This window comes from Brachybacterium sp. NBEC-018 (genome assembly GCF_024860185.1).
GTDB lineage: Bacteria > Actinomycetota > Actinomycetes > Actinomycetales > Dermabacteraceae > Brachybacterium > Brachybacterium rhamnosum.
In genome coordinates this window covers 398,290-415,791 of the sequence record NZ_CP100650.1, presented here as the reverse complement: position 1 = coordinate 415,791, position 17,502 = coordinate 398,290, and the positions used below count along the sequence as shown (strand labels likewise).

General features: G+C 74.2%; 19 protein-coding genes. 14 read left to right on the top strand and 5 right to left on the bottom strand.

The genetic code is table 11. The annotated features are described in order from the left end of the window. The first annotated feature begins 6 nt into the window (after positions 1-6). Positions 7-888 (top strand): aminoglycoside phosphotransferase family protein, encoded by an 882-nt coding sequence (locus NLU66_RS01915; protein ID WP_259361267.1) that lies wholly within the window; start codon positions 7-9, stop codon positions 886-888. A gap of 12 nt (positions 889-900) precedes the next feature. Here the strand turns inward: NLU66_RS01915 and NLU66_RS01910 are convergent, their stop codons facing one another. Beyond that, the gene (locus tag NLU66_RS01910; protein ID WP_259361266.1) at positions 901-1,464 is read right to left on the bottom strand and encodes a histidine phosphatase family protein; all 564 of its coding nucleotides are present in this window, start codon (positions 1,462-1,464) and stop codon (positions 901-903) included. Positions 1,465-1,572: 108 nt separating this feature from the next. Here NLU66_RS01910 and NLU66_RS01905 point away from each other — a divergent pair, with 108 nt between their 5' ends. From NLU66_RS01905 to NLU66_RS01890, 4 genes are read left to right on the top strand one after another with little or no spacing between them, the layout of a single operon-like run. Beyond that, positions 1,573-2,373 carry a class I SAM-dependent methyltransferase gene (locus NLU66_RS01905; protein ID WP_259361265.1) on the top strand — a complete coding sequence of 267 codons (801 nt, stop codon included), beginning with the start codon at positions 1,573-1,575 and terminating at the stop codon, positions 2,371-2,373. Continuing rightward, the gene (locus NLU66_RS01900) at positions 2,370-3,332 is read left to right on the top strand and encodes a DJ-1/PfpI family protein (protein WP_259361264.1); all 963 of its coding nucleotides are present in this window, start codon (positions 2,370-2,372) and stop codon (positions 3,330-3,332) included. Before NLU66_RS01905 ends, NLU66_RS01900 begins: the two co-directional genes overlap by 4 nt. A 57-nt stretch (positions 3,333-3,389) precedes the next feature. Further along, positions 3,390-4,481 carry a MerR family transcriptional regulator gene (locus NLU66_RS01895; protein ID WP_259361263.1) on the top strand — a complete coding sequence of 364 codons (1,092 nt, stop codon included), beginning with the start codon at positions 3,390-3,392 and terminating at the stop codon, positions 4,479-4,481. A gap of 34 nt (positions 4,482-4,515) precedes the next feature. Then, on the top strand, positions 4,516-5,781 hold the full coding sequence (locus tag NLU66_RS01890) for an MFS transporter (protein ID WP_259361262.1): 1,266 nt from the start codon (positions 4,516-4,518) through the stop codon (positions 5,779-5,781). On the opposite strand, the gene NLU66_RS01885 is transcribed toward NLU66_RS01890, so the two are convergent. Then, on the bottom strand, positions 5,739-6,197 hold the full coding sequence (locus NLU66_RS01885; protein WP_259361261.1) for an acyl-CoA thioesterase: 459 nt from the start codon (positions 6,195-6,197) through the stop codon (positions 5,739-5,741). The genes NLU66_RS01890 and NLU66_RS01885 overlap by 43 nt on opposite strands. A gap of 88 nt (positions 6,198-6,285) precedes the next feature. After that, positions 6,286-7,083, bottom strand: coding sequence for an IclR family transcriptional regulator (locus NLU66_RS01880; protein ID WP_259361260.1), 798 nt, complete (start codon positions 7,081-7,083; stop codon positions 6,286-6,288). 130 nt (positions 7,084-7,213) lie between these two features. Here NLU66_RS01880 and NLU66_RS01875 point away from each other — a divergent pair, with 130 nt between their 5' ends. The 5 genes from NLU66_RS01875 to NLU66_RS01855 are packed head-to-tail and all read left to right on the top strand — an operon-like array spanning position 7,214 to position 12,945. After that, entirely contained in the window at positions 7,214-8,098 is an 885-nt protein-coding gene (locus NLU66_RS01875) for a dihydrodipicolinate synthase family protein (protein ID WP_259361259.1), read from the top strand. A 33-nt stretch (positions 8,099-8,131) separates the two neighbouring features. Next, positions 8,132-9,493 carry a gluconate:H+ symporter gene (locus NLU66_RS01870; protein WP_259361258.1) on the top strand — a complete coding sequence of 454 codons (1,362 nt, stop codon included), beginning with the start codon at positions 8,132-8,134 and terminating at the stop codon, positions 9,491-9,493. A gap of 40 nt (positions 9,494-9,533) precedes the next feature. Further along, complete coding sequence (gene garR, locus NLU66_RS01865; RefSeq protein WP_259361257.1) at positions 9,534-10,430, top strand: 2-hydroxy-3-oxopropionate reductase; 897 nt, start codon at positions 9,534-9,536, stop codon at positions 10,428-10,430. Next, positions 10,427-11,812, top strand: a complete 1,386-nt coding sequence (locus NLU66_RS01860) for a glucarate dehydratase family protein (protein ID WP_259361256.1) — start codon at positions 10,427-10,429, stop codon at positions 11,810-11,812. Before garR ends, NLU66_RS01860 begins: the two co-directional genes overlap by 4 nt. After that, on the top strand, positions 11,809-12,945 hold the full coding sequence (locus NLU66_RS01855; protein ID WP_259361255.1) for an L-talarate/galactarate dehydratase: 1,137 nt from the start codon (positions 11,809-11,811) through the stop codon (positions 12,943-12,945). Before NLU66_RS01860 ends, NLU66_RS01855 begins: the two co-directional genes overlap by 4 nt. A 27-nt stretch (positions 12,946-12,972) precedes the next feature. On the opposite strand, the gene mraY is transcribed toward NLU66_RS01855, so the two are convergent. Then, positions 12,973-14,073: a phospho-N-acetylmuramoyl-pentapeptide-transferase gene (gene mraY / locus NLU66_RS01850; protein WP_259361254.1), complete on the bottom strand. Its 1,101-nt coding sequence runs from the start codon at positions 14,071-14,073 to the stop codon at positions 12,973-12,975. A gap of 267 nt (positions 14,074-14,340) precedes the next feature. Here mraY and NLU66_RS01845 point away from each other — a divergent pair, with 267 nt between their 5' ends. Genes NLU66_RS01845 through NLU66_RS01830 form a run of 4 tightly spaced genes read left to right on the top strand, consistent with a single transcriptional unit; the run spans position 14,341 to position 17,319 of the window. Then, positions 14,341-15,558: an acetyl-CoA C-acetyltransferase gene (locus NLU66_RS01845; protein WP_259361253.1), complete on the top strand. Its 1,218-nt coding sequence runs from the start codon at positions 14,341-14,343 to the stop codon at positions 15,556-15,558. Continuing rightward, the gene (locus tag NLU66_RS01840; RefSeq protein ID WP_259361252.1) at positions 15,558-16,823 is read left to right on the top strand and encodes an acyl-CoA dehydrogenase family protein; all 1,266 of its coding nucleotides are present in this window, start codon (positions 15,558-15,560) and stop codon (positions 16,821-16,823) included. Before NLU66_RS01845 ends, NLU66_RS01840 begins: the two co-directional genes overlap by 1 nt. Beyond that, positions 16,820-17,113 (top strand): hypothetical protein, encoded by a 294-nt coding sequence (locus tag NLU66_RS01835; RefSeq protein ID WP_259361251.1) that lies wholly within the window; start codon positions 16,820-16,822, stop codon positions 17,111-17,113. The genes NLU66_RS01840 and NLU66_RS01835 overlap by 4 nt, the downstream gene beginning before the upstream one ends. Further along, a complete protein-coding gene (locus tag NLU66_RS01830) occupies positions 17,110-17,319 on the top strand; it encodes a hypothetical protein (RefSeq protein ID WP_259361250.1) in 210 nt (69 codons plus the stop codon). The genes NLU66_RS01835 and NLU66_RS01830 overlap by 4 nt, the downstream gene beginning before the upstream one ends. A 6-nt stretch (positions 17,320-17,325) precedes the next feature. Here the strand turns inward: NLU66_RS01830 and NLU66_RS01825 are convergent, their stop codons facing one another. After that, a complete protein-coding gene (locus NLU66_RS01825) occupies positions 17,326-17,481 on the bottom strand; it encodes a hypothetical protein (RefSeq protein ID WP_259361249.1) in 156 nt (51 codons plus the stop codon). Between the last annotated feature and the right edge of the window lie 21 nt (positions 17,482-17,502).

The following is a 17,502-nucleotide window of genomic DNA, read 5'->3' as shown; positions in this document are numbered from 1 at the left end:
GCTGCGATGATCACCGTCCCCCTCGCCTTCCGCGAGATGCCCCGCTGGTGGCACGACGCCGCCGGCCGGGAGTGGCTGGACCGCCTCCCGTCCCTTGTCGCGGAGCAGTGCCGACGCTGGGACCTGCAGGTCGACGGCGGCCCGCTCCACGGCTCGAACGCCCTCGTGGTGCCCGTGCGGCGCGGCGCCGAGGCGGCCGTGCTGCGCCTGGCCCCGCCCGGGGACGACGTGTCCCGCGAGGCGGAGGCGCTGCGCTGGTGGGACGGGCGGGGGACAGTGCGGCTGCTCGAGGCCGACGTCCCGGCCCGGGCGATGCTCCTGGAGCGGCTCTCCGCCCGCAGCCTGCAGTCCGTGCCGCTGGGGGAGGCCGTGCCGATCATCGCGGACCTCGCCGCGCGGATGGCGGTCCCGGCGCCGCCCGGCGCGACCTCGACCGCCCGGATCGCCGCCGCCCACCTCGAGGAGTTCCCCCGCGACTGGGAGCGGCAGGGCCGCCCGGTGCCCCGGCGCCAGCTGGAGACCGCGCTGGGCCTCGCCGCCGAGCTCGCCGCCCTGCCGCCGGGAGGGGACGCGGTGGACGGGGACCTGCACTGCGAGCAGGTGCTCGCTGGGGAGCGGGAGCCGTGGCTCGTGGTGGACCCGGTCCTCCTGCGCGGCGACCTCGAGCACGACCTCGCCCGGGTGCTCTGGTCCCGGCTCGACGAGGTGGCGGACGACGCCGAGCTGCGCCGCCTCGTGGACGTCTTCGCGCGCCGCGCCGGCGTCCCCGGGGAGCGGGCCCGTGCCTGGATCGTGCTCCGCTCCCTGTCCTACCTGCTGTGGGGCCTTGACCAGGGGCTCACCCGGGACCCGCCGAAGTGCCGCCGCCTGCTCGACCTGTTCGCCTGAGGGACTCGCTCCTCAGACCCCCACGAGGTGCCCGACGTCGCTCACGCCGAGGACGGACCACTCGCCCGTGGGCCGGCGCCGCAGCGCGGTGAGGCTCGCGTTCGCGATCGGCAGCTGCATCCAGGCGGCCGGCGGGGCGCCCAGCGCCCGGGCCACGAAGGAGCCCACCACGAAGGCGTGCGTGACGGCGACCAGGGTGCCCGCCCCGCCCGGGGCGCTCAGCCGCTCCCAGGCGGCGGCGAGGGCCGCGCCGTCCTCGTCGCGCTCCTCGAGGGGAACCTGGCGCAGGAAGTCCTCGCGGTGCGACGGGTAGTCGTCCCGACGGTCGGGGGAGGGGAACGGGGTGCGGTCCTCGAGCAGGGCGGATTCCTCGGGGGTGAGGCCCAGGTGCGGGGCGAGGAGCTCCGCCGTCCGCCGGGCACGACGCCGCGGCCCGTGCAGCAGCCGGGTCGCCCCGGTGCCCGCGAGCCGCTCCCCGAGCAGGCCCGCCTGCCGCATGCCGCGCGGGCCGAGCGGCGGGTCCTCCCCGTCGTGCCCGTCCGCCTCCGCATGCCGCACCAGCAGGATCGTCTCCATCGGGTCAACGTAGCGGAGCCCCGGCCGACGGGCCCGTTGGCGCGATCCGTGCGGTGGGCGTCCGCGCGGCACATGGTGCACGGCGGGGAGCCGTAGTGGGATGGCGTCATGGACCTCGAACGCAGCGCGACGACCCCCGGCCAGCCACTCGACGGCAGCGCCGGGGACGCCGACTACGGCCGGATCGGCCCCGGCTACTCCCGCTACCGCCGCCCCGAGCCGGCCTTCGCCGCCGCGATCCGGGAGGCGCTCGGGCCGGCGCGCACCCTCGTGAACGTCGGCGCCGGCGCCGGGTCCTACGAGCCGGACCATCTCGAGGTCACCGCCGTCGAGCCGAGCGCCGCGATGCGCGCGCAGCGACCCGCGGGCTCCGCCCCGGTGATCGACGCGGTCGCCGAGCAGCTCCCCTTCGAGGACCTCGCCTTCGACGCCGCGCTCGCCTCCTTCACCGTGCACCAGTGGCAGGACCTGCGCGGCGGCCTCGCGGAGCTGCGGCGCGTCACCCGCGGCCCCGTCGTCGTCCTCACCTGCGACCCCGCGGCACTGGACCGCTCGTGGATCACCGAGTACGCCCTGGAGGTGATCGCCACGGAGGCCGGCCGCTATCCCGCGATCGAGGCGCTGTGCGAGGGCCTCGGCGGGAGCGTCGAGGTGCACGCGCTGCCCATCCCGCTCGCCTGCGTCGACGGCTTCTCCGAGGCGTACTACGGGCGCCCGGAGATGCTGCTGGACCCCGGGGCGCGGCGCGCGAACTCCGCGTGGAGCTTCGTCGGCGCGGAGGTCGAGGAGCGCTTCGTGCGCACCCTGCGCGCGGACCTCGATTCCGGGGTCTGGGACGCCCGGCACGGCGACCTGCGCACCCTCCCCGCCTTCCATGGGTCCCTGCGCCTGATCGTCGGCCGCCCGTGAGCGGCGCCGACCACCGGGTGGCGGTGCTCGTCCTCGACGGCGCGAAGGCGCTCGACGTCGGCATCGCCGCGCACGTCTTCGCGAAGCGGCCCGGCATGCCCTACGAGGTGCAGGTCTGCGCGGAACGGGCCGGCACCGTCGAGGGCTGGAACGGCCTCGCCTACGCCGTCGGCCACGGGCTCGACGCCCTCGAGCGGGCCGGGACGATCCTCGTCCCCGGGTTCCGCGACCCCGCCACCGTCACCACCCCGCCCGCCGTGATCGCGGCCCTCCGCGCCGCCCACGAGCGCGGCACCCGCATCGCCGCGATCTCCACCGGAGCCTTCACCCTCGCCGCCGCCGGGCTGCTCGACGGCCGGCGCGCCACCACCCACTGGCACTACACGCACGTCCTCCAGGAGCGGTACCCGCAGGTCGAGGTCGACGCCGACGTGCTCTTCGTCGACGCCGGCCAGGTGCTCACGAGCGCGGGCGCCGCGAGCGGCATCGACCTGTGCCTGCACCTCGTCCGGCGCGACCACGGCGTCGCCCTCGCCAACCAGGTCGCGCGGCGCCTCGTGAGCGCCCCCTACCGCAGCGGCGGGCAGGCCCAGTACGTGCCCCGCAGCATCCCCGAGCCCCTCGGCGACGACTTCGCCCGCACCCGCGCCTGGGCGCTCGAGCACCTCGGCGGGGACCTCACCCTCGCGGCCCTCGCCCGGCGCGCGAACGTCTCCCCGCGCACCTTCTCCCGGCGCTTCACGGCCGACGCCGGCCTCACCCCGCTGCAGTGGGTGCTGCGCGCCCGCATCGACCGCGCCCGCGAGCTCCTCGAGGCCACCGACCTCACCGTCACCCGGATCGCGCAGGCCACGGGCCTGGGCACGGACACGAACCTGCGGCGGCACTTCGGCGTGATCGTCGGGACCTCCCCGACCGCCTACCGCGCGACCTTCCGCGACGGCAGCGAGGCGGGATGAGCCCTCGAAGGTGATGGAGGGAGTGAGGGGACCTCACCGCTGTGCCAGGATGCCGGGGTGGACGACGAGCGGCTCCTGACGATCAGCACGTTCGCCCGCGCGGTGGGGGTGCCCGGGAGCGCGCTGCGCTTCTACGCCGCCGAGGGTGTGCTCGTGCCCGCGGAGGTCGACCCGGTCACGGCCTACCGCTACTACGCCCCGTCGCAGATCGCGGCCGGGGTCCTCGTGGGAAGGATGCGCGCCGCCGGTGTGCCGGTGCCCGTGATGCGGGAGATCCTCGACGCGGCGCCGCCCGAGGCCGTGCGGCTCGTGGACGCGATCATCGCGGGGCACAGCTCCCGGTCGCGGCAGCGCGAGCAGGACCTCGCCGCGCTCCGGGAGAGCGTCCGCCCGGCGCCCCCGTCGCCGCCGTCCGCCCGTGCGGTGCTGCCGGGCCCCGTGCTCGCCTCGGCGATCGAGCAGGTCCTCCCGGCGACGTCCCGCGCGGCCGACGACGTCGCCGGGGTCGTGTGGGACCTGCGGGAGGGCCACCTCGAGCTCCTCGCCACCGACCGCTACCAGCTCGCCTCGCGCACGCTGCACCCCGCCGTCGCGGAGGGCACGGCGCGCGCGATGACCACGGCGGCGGTCGCGGCCGCGGCGGCGGCGACCGTCGCGCGGCATGCGGAGGTCGAGGTCCGGGTCGACGGCCGACGGCTCCGTCTCCTCGATCCGCTGCACGACGTGGTCCTCGTGGAGGCCGCCGCAGTCGAGCGCGACGTCCCCGATCTCAGCCTGCTCGTCTCGACGCAGCCGCCCCTGCGCGCCGTCGCGGGATTCGCCGCGGCCGAGCTCGTCACCCAGCTCCGAGCCCGCGCGGCGGAGCAGGACCGGGCGGAGGGCCCGGGGCACGTCGATCTGCACGTCGGTGCCACCGGGGCGGAGATCCTGGTCGACGACGGCCCTGTCCTGCAGGGGTGGGCGTCCCCGCTGCGCGAGGAGGACGGCCCGCTGCGGCTCCGCCTCCAGGCCGCGCTCCTCGCCCCCGCCGTGTCGATCTGCCAGGGCGCGGTGGTCCTGCTCGGCGTCGTCGACGCGAGCACCCCGGTGCGGGTCCACACCCCGGTCCAGGACGCCATGACCTGCCTCGTGATGCCGATGCGCGCTTGACCTTCGAGTGACCTGAAGGCTCAGGGTGACGCGCATGCCCCCGCGCCCTGCACCCGCCCCCGCCGCCCGTCGGCTCCCCGCCCGCTTCCACCTCTGGTGGACGGTCTCGACCCTCTCCGCGACCGGCGACGCGATGCTCGCCTTCGCCCTCATCTGGATCGCGACGGGCCACGGCCCCCTCGCCGTCGCGCTGGTCAGCACTCTCTCCGTGGTGTCCCGCATCCTCCTCACGCTCCTCGGAGGGGTGCTCGGCGACCGGCACGGCCCGCGCAGGCTCCTCCTGGTCACCACCGTCGTCCGGCTCGTGTGCCTCGCGGCGCTCGCCGGGCTCTCGCTGCTCACGACGGGCATCGCCTTCCTCGCGCTCGCTGCGGGCGTGAACGCGGTGGTGGGGGCGTTCCAGCAGCCCGCCGCGGTCGTGCTGCCTCGGCTGCTGATCGCTCACGAGGGGCAGTTCGCCCGCGCCCTGGCGCGGATCTCGGGCAGCCTCCACGCCGCCCGGATCCTCGGCGTCGGCCTCGGCGGGCTCGCGATCACCGCGCTCCCGCTGGCGGCGATCCTCGGGCTCAACGCCCTGGTCGTCGCCCTGTCGCTGCTGGTGCTCGGCGTGATCCGCCTGCGCGTGGATGCGGGTGCGGCTCCCGCCGCCCCCGCTCCGGGGACTCTCGTCGCGCTCGCCGAGGGGATCCGGTCCGTCCATGCCCTGCGCCTGGGACCGCTGCTCCTCGCGGTGGCGCTCGTGTGCGCGGCGGTGCTCCCCGCCGTCGCCGTCGTCCTGCCGAGCATGGCCCGCTCCCACGGCTGGTCGGCCGGCCAGGCGAGCCTGCTCGAGGCCGGATGGGCGGCGGGCACCCTCGCCGTGACGCTGCTGATCTCGGCCACCGGCACGATCGCCCGACTGGGGATCCCCCTGGTCGGGGGTCCGGCGGTGGTCTGCGCGGCGCTCGCGGCGCTGGCGCTCCCCGTCGGGGCGGGCCCCGCCGTCGCGCTCGCGGTGCTGGTGGGCGCGGGGACCGCCGTCTTCACGACGCATGTCGCGCCGACGCTGCTGCGGCAGGCGCCCCGGGACCGGATGATCCGCTTCCAGTCGCTCATGACCGTGGTCCAGCTGCTGCCGCCCGCGCTCCTGAACGCCCCGCTCGCCGGACTGGTGGGGACGGGGCGGGCCGCTGCGGCGCTGCTCCTGGCCGCCGGCATGGCGGGGGCGGCGTCGCTCGTCGCGGCCCGCGGGCTCGACCGGCTCGGCTCAGCAGGCGCTCACGACCGGGCCGACGCCCCCTCCGCCTCGGAGGCGCGGTGACGGGCCGGGACGCGGTCCCGGTCGTAGGTGATCTCGGTGAAGCCGTGGGGCGCGGGGCGGCCCCGCTCGTCGACGTGCACGAACACCATCTCCTCGATGGTGAGGATGCTCTTCTGCGTGAACAGGTTGCGGGCCTCCGCGCGCATCGTGAGCGAGGAGCGGCCGAAGGCCGTGGCGACGAGGCCGATCTCCACGATGTCGCCCTCGCGGGCGGAGGAGACGAAGACGATCTCGGACATGTACTTCGTGACGACGCGCTGCTGCCCGAGCTGGATGATCGCGTAGACCGCGGCCTCCTCGTCGATCCAGCGCAGGAGGCTGCCGCCGAACAGCGTGCCGTTCGCGTTGAGGTCCTCGGGGCGCACCCACTTGCGGGTGCGGAAGGACATGATGGGTTCGGCGGAGGCGTCGTTCATGGTGCCGGAGCGTAGCGCTGCCGAGGCTGTCGCGGGGCGCCGGTGTTGCGCACGGAACGTGTGGTGACCAGCACGTTCCTCCGTCGGCTCAGGCCGTGGGCGGGGTGACGACGGGGGCGGACTCCTCGATGCGGGCCCGCGCCGACTCCATCACCGCGATGATCCGGGCCTCGTGCTCCGGGGTGAGCCGGTCCAGGGGCACGGAGCAGCTGATCGCGTCCACCACGGGGTCGTCGTAGCGCAGGGCGAAGCCGAAGCAGCGCAGGCCCTCGGTGTTCTCCTGGACGTCCTCGGCGTGGCCGCGCTCGCGGGCCGCGGCGAGGTCCGCCTCGAGGTCCGCGAGGTCGGTGTGCGAATGGCGGGTGAGCGGGGGTGCGAGCTCCGCGGGGACCGCGGCGGGGTTCTCCGCGAGGATCGCCTTGCCGAGTGAGGTGTGCACCGCGGGCAGGCGCCGGCCCACGCGCGGCATGACCCGCGCGTACTCGTGGGACTCGACGGTCGCGAGGTAGACGACCTGGTCGCGGTCCAGGCGGGCGAGGTGCACGGTCTCGCCGAGCTCGGCGCGGACGTCCGCCAGGATCGGGTGGGCGAGGCGCACCTTGGGGTCGCGGTCGATGTAGCTCGTGCCGGCGAGCAGTGCGCGGATGCCGATCGAGTAGTAGGTGCCCGTCGGCTCGGTCTGCACCCACCCCCAGGCCACGAGGGTCTGGAGCAGGGCGTAGGTGGAGGAGCGGGGGGCGCCGAGGGCGTCGGCGACCTCGCGCAGGCGGGTGAGCGTGCCCTGGCGGCCGGCGAGGTACTCGAGCACCTCGAGGGTCCGGGCGGCGGACTTCACCTCGCGCGCGGCGGGCTGCCGACTCGCCGCGGGCTTCTCGTTCTTCCCCATGGGCCGATCGTAGCCGTCGCCCGGTGGGTGATCGGGGCTCCAGGGAGGAATCTTCGCGACACTCTTGTGTCACGCTGTCCACATATGTGAACGTAGAGACATCCATCATCCCCTGCATCGGAGCAGACGCATGAGCAGCCCGCACGGCAGCATCCCCGCCCTCGTCACCCCCCTCGACGAGGACGGCCGCCTCCTCGAGGACGCCCTGCGACGGGTGCTCGACCACGTCATCGACGGCGGCTCCCACGGCGTCTTCGTGCTGGGCAGCAGCGGCGAGATCTACGCCCTGAGCGACGCGCAGAAGCGCCGGGTCGTCGAGGTGACCGTCGAGCACGTCGCCGGCCGCGTCCCCGTCTACGCGGGCGCCAGCGAGATCACCACCCCGGACTGCATCCGCACCGCCCGCATGGTCCAGGAGGTGGGCGGCGTCGACGCGCTCTCCGTGCTGACCCCCTACTTCATGACCCCCACACAGGGTGAGCTCGTCGCGCACTACACCGCGATCGCCGGCAGCACCGACCTGCCCGTCCTCCTCTACAACAACCCCGGCCGCACCCACGTGACGCTCGAGATCGAGACCGTCCTGCGCCTGTCCCGGGTCGAGGGGATCATCGGTCTCAAGGACTCCGCGGGGGACCTCGAGCGCCTCCACCGCATCCTCGCCGAGCGGCCCGAGGGCTTCTGCGTGCTCATGGGCATGGACGCCCGCATCCTCCCCGCGCTGCAGGCCGGGGCCGACGGCGCCATCGCCTCCACGGGCAATATCGCCCCGCACGTCGTCGCCGGGATCTACGACGCCGTCCGTGACGGCGACCTCGACCGGGCCGCCGCCCTCCAGGAGGCCCTGATCCCGCTGCGCGCCCTCGTGGACCGGGCGACGTTCCCGCTCGTGCTCAAGGAGGGGCTCCGTGCGGCCGGCGTCGAGGCCGGCACCTGCGCGGCCCCCGCCCGCGAGGTCGACCCCGCCCTGCGGGCCGAGCTCCAGGAGGTCGTCACGGGCCTGCAGGCCCGCTGACCCCGGCCCGTCCCCCGCAGCGGAAGGAATCCCATGCCCCTGGTCATCGTCGCCCTGGCGGTCGTGCTCCTCGTCGTGCTCATGACGCGGCTCAAGCTCAACGGCTTCGTCGCCCTCCTGCTCGTCTCCGGTCTCGTCGGCCTCTGGGCCGTCATCACCGGGAACCTCACCTACGAGGGGGAGAGCGCGGGCCTCGAGGCGATCCCCGCCCTCATCGAGGACGGGCTGGGCGGTCAGCTCAGCTCGACCCTCATCGTCATCGGCCTCGGCGCGATGATCGGCCGCGTGCTCGGCGACGCCGGCGCCGCCCAGCGCATCGCCCTGTCCCTCACCCGCGCCTTCGGCGAGCGCGGCGTGCAGTGGGCCATGATCGTCACCTCGGTGATCATCGGCGGGACGATGTTCTACGAGGTCGCCTTCATCATCATCGTCCCCGTCGCCTTCACCCTCGTGCGCACCACCGGCAAACGGCTGCTCTGGATCGCCCTGCCGATGTCCATCACGCTCTCCACGATGCACAGCTTCCTGCCGCCGCACCCGGGGCCCACGGCCGTCGCCGGCCTGTACGGCGCCTCGATCGGCACCACGCTGCTTCTCGGCCTCCTGATCGCCCTGCCCGCCGGCGCCCTCATCGCGATGACCTGGCCGCGGCTGCCCTTCGTGCGGAAGCTGGACCCCTCGATCCCCGTCGGCCTCGTCTCGGACAAGGAGTTCGCGGAGGAGGAGATGCCCTCCCTCGGCCTCTCCGTCACGATCGCGATGATCCCGGTCGTCCTCATCGCCGGCGGCGCGGTCTACGAGCTGCTCGCGCCGGGCGAGAGCACCCTCGGCGCGATCGTCACCTTCATCGGCGAGCCCACCGTCGCCCTGCTGCTCTCCCTCGTCCTCGCCACCTGGGCGCTGGGCCCGCGGCTCGGCCACAGCCTGGTCGAGGTGGCGAGCTCGATGGGCGGCGGGGCGAAGGCGATGGCCATGATCATCCTCGTCGTCGGCGCGGGCGGCTCCTTCAAGGAGGTGCTCACCGCGGCCGGGGTGGGGGACTACATCGCCGGGCTCGTGGGCGACTGGTCCGTGAACCCGCTCGTGCTCGCCTGGCTGATCGCGGTGATCCTGCGGATCGCGCTGGGATCCGCGACCGTCGCCGTGTCGACCGCCGCCGGCATCGCCGCCCCGCTCGTCGCCGCCGGCGGCGTCTCGCCCGAGCTCGCCGTGCTCGCCACCGCATGCGGGTCGATCGCCGTCAGCCATGTCAACGACCCCGGCTTCTGGCTCTTCAAGGAGTACTTCAACCTCGACCTCACCGACGCGATCAAGACCCGCACCAGCTACACCACGGTGCTCGCGATCCTCGGGCTGGGCGGCGTGCTGCTGCTGAGCCTCGTCGTCCCCGCCTGAACCGCCACGCGCATCCGCCCGACAGAGAGGAAACCCCGACATGACGACCATCGGCTTCATCGGACTCGGCATCATGGGCCGCCCCATGGCCGCGAACCTGCTGGAGGCGGGCCACGAGCTCGTGGTCCACAATCGCTCGACCCCCGCCATGGAGGCGCTCGCCGAGCAGGGCGCCGCGACCGCCGCGACGCCCCGCGAGGTCGCCGAGCGCGCCGATCTCGTGCTCACGATGCTGCCCGACGGGCCCGACGTCGAGTCGGTCGTCCTCGGTGAGGACGGTGTGCTCGTCGGCGCCCGCGAGGGCACGCTGCTCGTGGACATGAGCTCGATCGCGCCGGCCGTGAGCCGCCGCCTGCAGGAGCGGCTCGCCGAGCGCGGCGTGGCCATGCTCGACGCGCCCGTCTCCGGCGGCGAGCCCGGGGCGATCGAGGGCACCCTCGCCTTCATGGTGGGCGGCGAGGAGGCGGATCTCGAGCGGGCGCGGCCCGTCCTCGAGGTCATGGGCGCCTCCGTCACGCACGTGGGGCCGATCGGCGCCGGCACCATCGCCAAGCTCGCGAACCAGGCGATCGTCGCCGTGAACATCGCCGTGCTCGGGGAGGCCGCCGTGCTCGCCCGCTCCGCCGGCGTGGACCCGGGCGCCGTCGTCGACGCGATCCGCGGCGGGCTCGCCGGATCGACGGTCATGGAGCAGAAGGCCCCGAAGATGCTCGCCGGGGAGTACGCCCCGGGCTTCCGCATCGACCTGCACATCAAGGACCTCGAGAACGCGCTCGACACCGGCCACGGCAGCGGCGCCCCCCTCCCGCTCACCGCCGCGGTCCGCGAGATGATGACGGCGATCTCCGTGGACGGCCACGCGCGGGACGACCACTCCGCGCTCGCCACCTACTACGAGCGCCTCGCCGGGCGCACCCTCCGGGAGGAGACCCGATGACCGCCCCCACGATCGCGCGCATGGAGGTGTTCCCGGTCGCGGGCCGCGACTGCATGGAGCTGAACCTCTCCGGCGCCCACGGCCCCTTCTTCACCCGGAACATCGTGCTGCTCACCGACTCGCGCGGCGAGACCGGCGTGGGCGAGGTCCCCGGCGGCGCGGCCATCACCCGCACCCTCGAGGAGGCCCGCGAGCTCGTCGAGGGAGCGAACCTCGCCGACCGCCGCAATGTGCTGCGCCGCATCGGCGAGGCCTTCGGCGACCGGGACGCGGGCGGGCGCGGTGACCAGACCTTCGACCAGCGCACCACCGTGCACGCCATGACCGCGATCGAGGCGGCGATGCTCGACCTCCTCGGGAAGTGGACCGGGCTGCCCGTCGCGGCGCTCCTCGGCGAGGGTCAGCAGCGCGAGAGCGTGCGGACCCTCGGCTACCTCTTCTATGTGGGCGACCCGGACCGCACCGACCTCGACTACCTGCGCGAGCCCGACGCGGAGGACCCCTGGCACCGGCTGCGACACGAGGAGGCGCTCACCCCGGAGGCGATCGTCCGCCTCGGGGAGGCCGCCTACGAGCGCTACGGCTTCCAGGACTTCAAGCTCAAGGGCGGTGTCCTCGCCGGTGCCGAGGAGATGCGGGCGATCCGCGCGCTCAAGGACCGCTTCCCCGACGCCCGCATCACCCTGGACCCCAACGGCGCCTGGTCCCTTGCCGAGGCGATCGAGCTGTGCCGGGACGCCCAGGGGCTCCTCGCCTACGCCGAGGACCCCTGCGGGGCGGAGGGCGGCTTCTCCGCCCGCGAGGTGCTCGCCGAGTTCCGCCGCGCCACCGGACTGCCCACCGCGACCAACATGGTCGCCACCACCTGGCGGGAGATGGCCCACGCGATCGCCCTGCAGTCCGTCTCGATCCCGCTCGCCGATCCCCACTTCTGGACCATGGAGGGATCGGTGCGCGTCGCCCAGCTGTGCCACGACATGGGGCTCACCTGGGGCTGCCACTCCAACAACCACTTCGACGTGTCCCTCGCGATGGTCGCCCACTGCGGGGCCGCCGCTCCCGGCGAGTACAACGCCCTGGACACGCATTGGATCTGGCAGGAGGGCGTCGAGCAGCTGACGGCGGCGCCGCCGCGGATCAGCGGCGGCGAGATCCGGGTGGACCCCGCCGTCCCCGGCCTCGGCGTCGAGATCGACCGGGAGCGGCTCGAGGCCGCGCACACCCTGTTCCGGGAGCGCATCGCGGGCACCGGCGGCCGCGACGACGCCGCAGGCATGCAGCACCTCGTGCCCGGCTGGACCTTCGACCCCCGGCGCCCGTGCCTCGTGCGCGAGCAGGAGCCCGCCACCGTCGGCGCCACGACCTCCCAGGAGACCCGATGACGACCACGACCCCGGACCGCATCCGCGAAGTGACCCTCTCGAGCGTGGTGCTGCCCCTGCCCACCGCGATCAGCGACGCGAAGGTGCTCACCGGGCGGCAGAAGCCCATGACCGAGGTGGTGCTGCTCTTCGCGGAGATCCGCAGCGAGCAGGGCCACGAGGGCGTCGGCTTCTCCTACTCCAAGCGCGCGGGCGGCCCCGCCCAGTACGCGCATGCGAAGGAGGTCGCCGAGCTGCTGATCGGGGAGGACCCCTCCGCGATCCCGCGGCTCTACGACCGGCTGCTGTGGGCCGGCGCCTCGGTGGGCCGCTCCGGCCTCGCCACCCAGGCGCTCGCCGCGCTCGACGTCGCCCTGTGGGACATGAAGGCGAAGCGGGCCTCGCTGCCGCTCGCCGGGCTGCTGGGTGCGCATCGCGACTCCGTCCGCACCTACAACACCTCCGGCGGCTTCCTCAGCGCCCCGCTCGAGGAGGTGCGGGAGAACGCCGCGCGCTCCCTCGAGGCGGGGATCGGCGGCATCAAGATCAAGGTGGGCCATCCCGACGCCGCCGTCGACCGCGACCGCGTCACCGCCGTGCGCGAGACGATCGGCCAGGACGCCCCGCTCATGGTCGACGCGAACCAGCAGTGGGACCGGCCGACGGCCCTGCGGATGGGCCGCTGGCTCGAGCAGTTCGACCTGGTCTGGATCGAGGAGCCGCTGGACGCGTACGACGTCGAGGGGCATCGGGACCTCGCCCGAGCGCTGGACACCCCGATCGCGACGGGGGAGATGCTCGCCTCCGTCGCCGAGCACGTGCGCCTCATCGACGCGCGCGCCTGCGACATCATCCAGCCGGACGCGCCGCGGGTCGGCGGGATCACCCCGTTCCTGAGGCTCGCCGCGCTCGCGGACCACGCCGGCCTGCAGCTCGCCCCGCACTTCGCGATGGAGATCCACCTGCACCTCGCGGCGGCATACCCGCGTGAGCCGTGGGTCGAGCACTTCGACTGGCTGGACCCGCTGTTCGAGGAGCGCCTCGAGACCCGTGACGGCCGCATGCTCGTCCCGGACCGCCCGGGCCTCGGCATCACCCTGTCCGAGCGCTGCCGCGCCCTGACGGCGGAGACGGTGACTTTCGGCGGTCGGTGAGCGGGAGGGCGGCGAGGCGGGTGCCGCTCAGGAGGCGAGCAGCACCCACTCGCCGTAGAAGAGGCCGAGGCCCGCGGCGACGCACACGGCGCTGATGATCCAGAAGCGCACGGAGACGGTGACCTGGCTCCAGCCGAGCTGCTCGAAGTGGTGGTGGATCGGGGTGATGAGGAACAGCCGCTTCCCCACGCCGCCGTTGCGGCGCTTGGTCGCCTTGAAGACGCTCACCTGCAGGATCACGGTGACGGTCTCGAAGACGAAGAGGCCGCCGAGCACGATGAGCAGCAGCTCGGTGCGGCTGAGGATCGCGAGGCCCGCGAGCGCGCCGCCGAGGCCGAGCGATCCGGTGTCCCCCATGAACAGCGCGGCGGGCGGGGTGTTCCACCACAGGAAGCCGATGCAGGCGGCGCCCACGCAGGCGGCGACGACGGCGAGGTCGAGCGGGTCGCGCACGTCGTAGCAGCCGGCCGTCGCGAGGTTCCCGCAGGACTTCAGCGCCTGCCAGATGCCGATCAGCGTGTAGGCGGCGAGCACCATGGCGGCCGCGCCGGCGGCCTGGCCGTCGAGCCCGTCGGTCAGGTTCACGCCGTTGCTGGTGGCGGTGATCATGAGGACGATCCACACGATGAGCAGGGCGGTGCCGGCGACCGCGCCGAGCACGGCGAGGTCGATCCCGGTGTCCCGCACCAGCGAGATGCGGTGGCTCGCGGGGGTGAGCCCGTCGCGTGCGAAGCGGGTCGCGAGGATGCCGAAGACGATCGCGACGACGGTCTGCCCCACGAGCTTCTGCCCGGAGTTCAGGCCCAGCGAGCGCTCGCGTCGGATCTTCGTCCAGTCGTCGAGGAAGCCGATGACGCCGAGCCCCAGCATGAGGAACAGGACGAGGAGCCCGGAGACCGACGGCGCCGTCCACGTCACGAGGTGCGCCGCGGCGTACCCGGCGAGGGCGGAGCCGAAGATCGCGATGCCGCCCATCTGCGGGGTGCCGCGCTTGGAGTGGTGGCTGGTGGGGCCGTCCGCGCGGACGTACTGGGCCCAGCCCCTGCGCTTCGCGAGCCCGGTGTAGAAGTACGTGCCGATGATGCCGACGACCAGGGCGACCGCGGCGCCCACGAGCACGGGGATCACGCGCGCGCCCCCGGGGTCGTCGCGGGCAGGTCGGTGGGCAGGGGAGTGGTCACGGTCGGGCGTCCTCGGGCTCGTCGGCGGGCAGCGGCGTCGGAGCCGTCGTGTCGTGCCCCTGCGCGCAAGGCTAGGCCACCATCGGTCCGGGGTCGGGCCGCGGCCCCGTCGTCGGCCTCTTGCGGAGTTATCTAGAACCGCTAGTATCGGGTACATTCGCGGTGCCCGACGGGCCCCGCGCCCATCCAGACACCGTCGTCGAAGGAGACCCTCGTGCCCGAGGCCGTCATCGTGTCCGCCGCCCGCTCCCCGATCGGCCGGGCCCGCAAGGGCTCCCTCAAGGACGTCCGCCCGGACGACCTCGCCGGTCAGATGATCCGGGCGGCCCTCGACCAGGTCCCCGCGCTGGACCCCGCCACCATCGACGACCTCCAGCTCGGCTGCGCGATCCCCGAGGGCTACCAGGGCGGCAACCTCGCCCGCACCGTCGCGATCCGCCTGGGTCTGGACACCGTCCCCGGCGCGACCGTCACCCGCTTCTGCGCCTCCTCGATCCAGACCACCCGCGCCGCCTTCCACGCGATCCGCGCCGGCGAGGCGCACACCGTGATCTCCGCGGGCGTCGAGTCGATCTCCACGAGCACCGGCAAGCTCATGGAGGAGGACGCCCGCGACCCGCTGTTCCAGGAGGCCTGGGAGCGCACCGACGCCCGCGCCTCCCGCGCGATCCCCGCCCCCTGGCACGACCCGCGCGAGGACGGCCAGCTGCCCGATCCGTACATCCTCATGGGGCAGACCGCCGAGAACGTCGCCGAGCTGCGCGGCGTCTCCCGGAAGGAGCAGGACGAGTACGCCGTCCGCTCCCAGAACCGCGCCGAGGCCGCCCGCGCCGCCGGGTTCTTCGACCGCGACATCACCCCCGTCACCCTCGCCGACGGCACCGTCGTCTCCGCCGACGACTCCCCGCGCGCGGGCGTCACCTACGACGCCGTCGCCGGGCTCGACCCTGTCTTCCGCGAGGGCGGCACGGTCACCGCCGGCAACTGCTGTCCCCTGAACGACGGCGCCGCCGCCCTCGTCATCATGTCCGACGTCCGCGCGAAGGAGCTGGGCCTCACCCCGCTCGCCCGCATCGTCTCCACCGGCGTCTCCGGCCTCAGCCCCGAGATCATGGGCCTCGGCCCCGTGGAGTCCACCCGCCGCGCCCTCGAGCTCGCCGGCATGAGCATCGGCGACATCGACCTCGTCGAGCTCAACGAGGCCTTCGCCGCCCAGGTCATCCCCTCCGCGGAGGACCTCGGCATCGACCACGACAAGCTCAACGTGCACGGCGGAGCGATCGCCCTCGGCCACCCCTGGGGCTCCACCGGCGCCCGCATGACCACCACCCTGATCCACGGCCTCCAGGAGCGCGACGCCTCCCTGGGCCTGGCCACCCTCTGCGTGGGCGGCGGCCAGGGCATGGCCCTCATCGTCGAGAGGATGTCCTGATGACCAGCACCGAGCAGAGCACGAGCATCGGCTCCGCCCCCGTCGTGAGCGCGCCGGACCCGGCCGCCGCGACCCCCGCCGAGCTGCTCCCGCCGCCCGCGGACCACGTCGCCCTCTTCCAGCAGGTCGATGGTGAGGACCTCGAGGCGTGGGCCGACGCCCGCTCCTTCGCCGTGCACCTCGACCGCCTGAACCAGGCGTGGGAGGACTACGAGTACCCCACCGAGCTGCTCGCGGCGCTCGGCGAGAAGGACCTCTTCACCGACGGCCTCGAGCTCCCCGGCCACCGGCACCTGAGCCCGCTCGCCACCGGCCTGGTCAACATGGAGCTCTCCCGGATCGACGGCTCGCTCGGCACCATGGTCGGCGTCCAGGGCGGCCTCGCCCTCCGCTCGATCGCGCTGCTCGGCTCCGACGAGCAGAAGGCCCGCTGGGTGGACCCCCTCGCCGCCGGCACCGAGCTCGGCGCCTTCGCCCTCACCGAGCCCACCCACGGCTCCGACTCCGTCTCGCTCGAGACCATGGCCCGCCGCGACGGCGACCAGTGGGTGCTCAGCGGCGAGAAGCGCTGGATCGGCAACGGCGCGGGCGGCCACGTCTCCGTCGTCTGGGCCCGCGTCCAGGACCCGTCGGACCCGGCCCTCGACGGCCAGGTCTCCGGCTTCCTCGTGGACCAGTCCCTGCCCGGCTACGACGCGGAGATCATCCGCGGCAAGGTCGCCCTGCGCGCCATCCACCAGGCGCACATCCGCCTGACCGACGTGCGCCTCCCGCTGGACGCGCGCCTGCCCGGCGCCCGCTCCTTCAAGGACACCTCGCGCGTGCTCTTCGCGACCCGCGCCGGCGTCGCCTGGGGCGCCCTGGGCCACGCGACCGCCTGCTACGAGGCCGCCCTCGAGCACGCGACCACCCGCGTGCAGTTCGGCCGCCCGCTCGCGAAGGCCCAGCACGTGCAGGTGCGCCTCGCGGACATGCTGCAGACCCTCACCTCGATGCAGCTGTACTGCGTGCGCCTCGCCGAGCTCGAGGCGGCCGGGACCCTGCTGCCCGAGCAGGCGTCCCTGGCCAAGGTGCACAACACCCGCGCCGCCCGCGAGATCGCCGCCGACGCCCGCGACCTCCTCGGCGGCTCCGGGATCCTGCTCGAGAACCGCGTGGTGCGCCACCGCAGCGACCTCGAGGCCCTGCACACCTACGAGGGCACCGACACCATGCAGTCGCTCATCGTGGGCCGCCGCATCACCGGGGTCAGCGCGTTCGTGTGATCCCGCAGCGGGCGGACGGGAGGAGGGCGGTCCGGAGCACGGACCGCCCTCCTCTCCCGCGCCGCGCCCTCCTCGTCGCCGCGATCGCCGCGACGACCGGCTGCGGCCGCCGGTCCCGGTCCGGCGGGGAGGCGACGGCGAGCCCCGTCGAGCTGACCTCGGGGAGCGAGATCGACGACGTGATCGGCGAGCTGTGGGAGGACGGCGGTGTACGCGCCCTCGCCGACGTCACCGACGTCGACTTCGACGAGCTGCTCGTCTTCCCCGAGGGGCGACGGCGGAGCGGGTGAACGAGGCCGCCGGGGGCGAGCTCCTCAACGGCGAGTACTACCTGTCCTCCACCCAGCTGTTCCTCTTCCGGAACGGGGGAGCGGCCGTGCTCGCGGCGATGATCTCCTCGGACGTGTTCGAGCACGAGATCCAGAACGCGACCTTCGGGCCCGGGGTGCGGATCGTCGCCCCCGGCGGGAAGACGCTGATCACCCTCGAAGACTGACCGCCCTCAGGCGGCCCCGCGCTGGGCGACGAGCCTGCTGTTCTCCTGTCGCATCATGACGAGCATGACCGCGCCGAGGAGCAGCCCGACGCCGGCCGCTCCGAGCGTCGAGGTGTGCGCGGCGAGCCAGGAGATGAACCCGGCGGCGAGCCCGATGCACATCGCGCAGGAGAGGCGCAGGGC